Source organism: Mesorhizobium sp. M7A.F.Ca.CA.002.04.1.1, from assembly GCF_004022805.1.
GTDB lineage: Bacteria > Pseudomonadota > Alphaproteobacteria > Rhizobiales > Rhizobiaceae > Mesorhizobium > Mesorhizobium ciceri.
In genome coordinates this window covers 1-3,229 of sequence record NZ_RZPL01000654.1, presented here as the reverse complement: position 1 = coordinate 3,229, position 3,229 = coordinate 1, and the positions used below count along the sequence as shown (strand labels likewise).

The window sequence follows — 3,229 nt, the reverse complement described above, 5'->3', positions numbered from 1 at the left end:
ACATATTGCTCGACCAGGATTTTCAGGCGCCTCACCGCAACGTCGTCCGTAAACATGGATTCCTCAGCCAATGCCTGAAGTAAGGCTGTCGGCCTGATCATCGGCCGACGATCTCGGGGTTAGCCGGGATTGCTCGCACAATATTTCTATGGGCAGTTGGTTCCCCCGACCGCTTGCTTGGTAATTTTCGTACAGGGAATACCCTTGCCCGGGCTTTCATCGGGCCGAACCGACAGCCGATTTTCCGATGCCGAGGCGAGCGTTCAGGCTTGCATCACCATGCGGCTGTGACGTGCAACGACACTTTCCTCATCGGTCGCAATCACGCGTACTTCCACCTTGCTCTCGGGACGACTGAGGATCTCGGCGTGGGTGTTGTTGGCGCGATCTTCAAGCACCACGCCAAGCCAGGTCAATTTTTCGCATATGGCCTTGCGGATGGTCGCGGACCGTTCGCCGATGCCGGCGGTGAACACCAGGCATTCAAGGCCACCCATCGTGTTTGCAAGCGCCGCGGCCTCTCTCGCGGCGCGAAAGGCGAAAAGCGCCATCGCCTCTTGCGCGCGAGGATCATTGCTCGCTTCGAGCGTCCTCATGTCGCCGGAAATACCGGATACGCCGAGCAGGCCCGACTTCTCGTAGAGCATCGCCTGCAGTTCTTCCGCCGCGATGCCTCTTTCCAGCAGGAAATACAACAGCACGCCGGGATCGATGGCGCCGCACCGCGTGCCCATGACGAGGCCATCCAGGGCCGAAAAACCCATCGTGGTATCGATGCTTTTGCCCCCGTGCAGGGCGCAAAGACTTGCCCCATTGCCGAGATGGGCGACGATCGTGTGTTTCGCCGCGAAAATTGGCGATATCTCGCTGAGCCGCCCGGCGATGTATTCATAGGAGAGACCGTGGAACCCGTAGCGGCGCAAGCCTTGCTCTTCATACTGGCGCGGAAGGGCAAAGCGCCGCACGAGCGGATCGATCGTCTGGTGGAAAGCGGTGTCGAAACAGCCAACCTGTGGCAGGTCCGGTTGCAAGGCGGCTATTGCACGGACGGGCGCGAGACTGCGAGGCTGATGCAGCGGAGCAAGCGGCGTAAGTTTGTCGATGGCGTCGATGATGTCTGGGGTCAGACGGACAGGTTCGATGAACTCGCTTCCGCCATGCACGATGCGATGGCCGGCGCAGATCAGGTTTCTTTCCCCAATTTCGCCCTGCACCCAATTCAGCATCTCGCCTATGGCCGCGTCATGCCGCTTGTCGGCGGTGAGCGGCCGATCGCACTGCCCCGTTCCGTCGGCCGCTTTTGCGCGCAGTGTGGGTTTGTCGCCCAGGTCCAGCGTGCCGCGTGAAACGAGTTGCATATCCCGTGATGAGACAAGATCGTAAAGCGCAAACTTGATGCTGGACGAGCCGGCATTCAGCGCCAGGATCGACCGACGCATCATTGGCGCCCCTTTGTCGCGGCTTTGTCGGGCCAGCTCCATTTCTGGATTTCGGGCATGTCTTCGCCGTGCTCGCGCACATAGGCCTTGTGCTTCGCCAACCTGCCGTGGAGTTCGCCGGCAAGCCCTTCGGCCCTTTCGGCCAGTCCCGGCACGCGTTCGATGGCGGCGAGCGCGAGATGGTAGCGGTCGAGTTCATTGAGCACCACCATGTCGAATGGCGTCGTCGTGGTGCCCTCCTCGCGGAAGCCATGCACATGCATGTTGTCATGGTTGGCGCGGCGGTATGTCAGGCGATGAATGAGATAGGGATAGCCGTGATAGGCGAAGATGACGGGCCGTGTTTTCGTGAACAACGCGTCGAAGTCCCCGTCGGGCAGGCCGTGCGGATGCTCCGTGTTCGACTGCAATGTCATCAGATCGACAACATTGACGACGCGGATTTTCAGGTCGGGGATCGCGGAGCGCAGAATGTCTGTCGCGGCCAGTGTTTCCAGGGTCGGCACATCGCCGGCGCAGGCCATGACCACATCGGGCTCCTCGTGCTGAGCAACCGTGCCGGCCCATTCCCAGATGCCCGCTCCAGCTTTGCAATGCGCTCCGGCTTCTTCAATGGACAGCCATTGCGGTCCCGGCTGCTTGCCGGCGGTGATGACATTGATGCGGTTATAGGTTCTCAGGCAATGATCGGTGATCCACAACAGGGTGTTGGCGTCCGGCGGGAAATAGAGCCTTACCGTGTCGGCCTTCTTGTTGGCGACCAGATCGGCAAAGCCCGGATCCTGATGGCTGAAACCATTGTGATCCTGCCGCCAGACATGCGAGGTCAAAAGGTAATTGAGCGAGGCGATCGGCTTGCGCCAAGCGAGCTCGCCGGAGGTCTTCAGCCATTTGGCATGCTGGTTGACCATCGAATCGACGATATGAATGAAGGCCTCATAGCATGAAAACAGGCCATGGCGGCCGGTGAGCAGATAGCCTTCAAGCCAGCCCTGGCAGAGATGCTCGCTCAGCACTTCCATGACGCGACCATCACGGGAAAGATGGACGTCATAGGGCTCGATGCGCTCCATCCAGATCCGATCGGTGACCTCGAACACGTCGTCGAGGCGGTTGGAGGATGTCTCGTCCGGCCCCATCAGGCGGAAGTTTCGCGCCTCGGCATTGAGGCGGAACACCTCGCGAAGATAGCTTCCGCAAATCCGCGTCGCCTCGGCAATGACGCCACCTGGACGCGGCACTTCCAGGGCCAGGCTTTTCCAATCTGGAAGCATCAGATCGCGCTTCAGCAGGCCGCCATTTGCGTACGGGCTTGCGCCCATGCGCCTTGTCCCTGTCGGGGCAAGTGCCGCAAGCTCCGGCAACAGGTGCCCGCTTTCGTCGAACAGCTCTCCCGGTTCGTAGCTTCGCATCCAGTTTTCGAGGATCTTGCGGTGCTCCTCATTCCCTCGAGCGTTCGATACCGGCACTTGATGCGAGCGCCAGAAACCCTCGACTTTTTCGCCATCGACTTCCTTCGGCCCGGTCCATCCCTTGGGGCTGCGCAGCACGATCATCGGCCATTTCGGGCGTTGACCATGCCATCCCGGAGCCCGTGCCTGCTCCTGAATGGAACGGATGCGATCGAGCACCGTGTCGAGCGTCGCGGCCATGGACCGGTGCATGGCAAGCGGCTCGTGGCCTTCGACGAAGAACGGTTCGTAGCCATAGCCGGCGAAAAGGTCTCGCAATTCCTGATCGTCCATGCGGCCGAGGATCGTCGGATTGGCGATCTTGTAGCCGTTGAGATG

At 60.5% G+C, this 3,229-nt stretch carries 2 protein-coding genes; both read right to left on the bottom strand.

Features of this window, described 5'->3' with window-relative positions; translation table 11 throughout:
* Positions 1 to 263 precede the first annotated feature (263 nt).
* On the bottom strand, positions 264 to 1,442 hold the full coding sequence (locus ENZ75_RS26185; protein WP_082826676.1) for an acetate/propionate family kinase: 1,179 nt from the start codon (positions 1,440 to 1,442) through the stop codon (positions 264 to 266).
* A partial coding sequence (locus tag ENZ75_RS26180) for a phosphoketolase family protein (RefSeq protein ID WP_164888008.1) occupies positions 1,439 to 3,229 on the bottom strand: 1,791 nt, incomplete at its 5' end. The genes ENZ75_RS26180 and ENZ75_RS26185, both read right to left, overlap by 4 nt.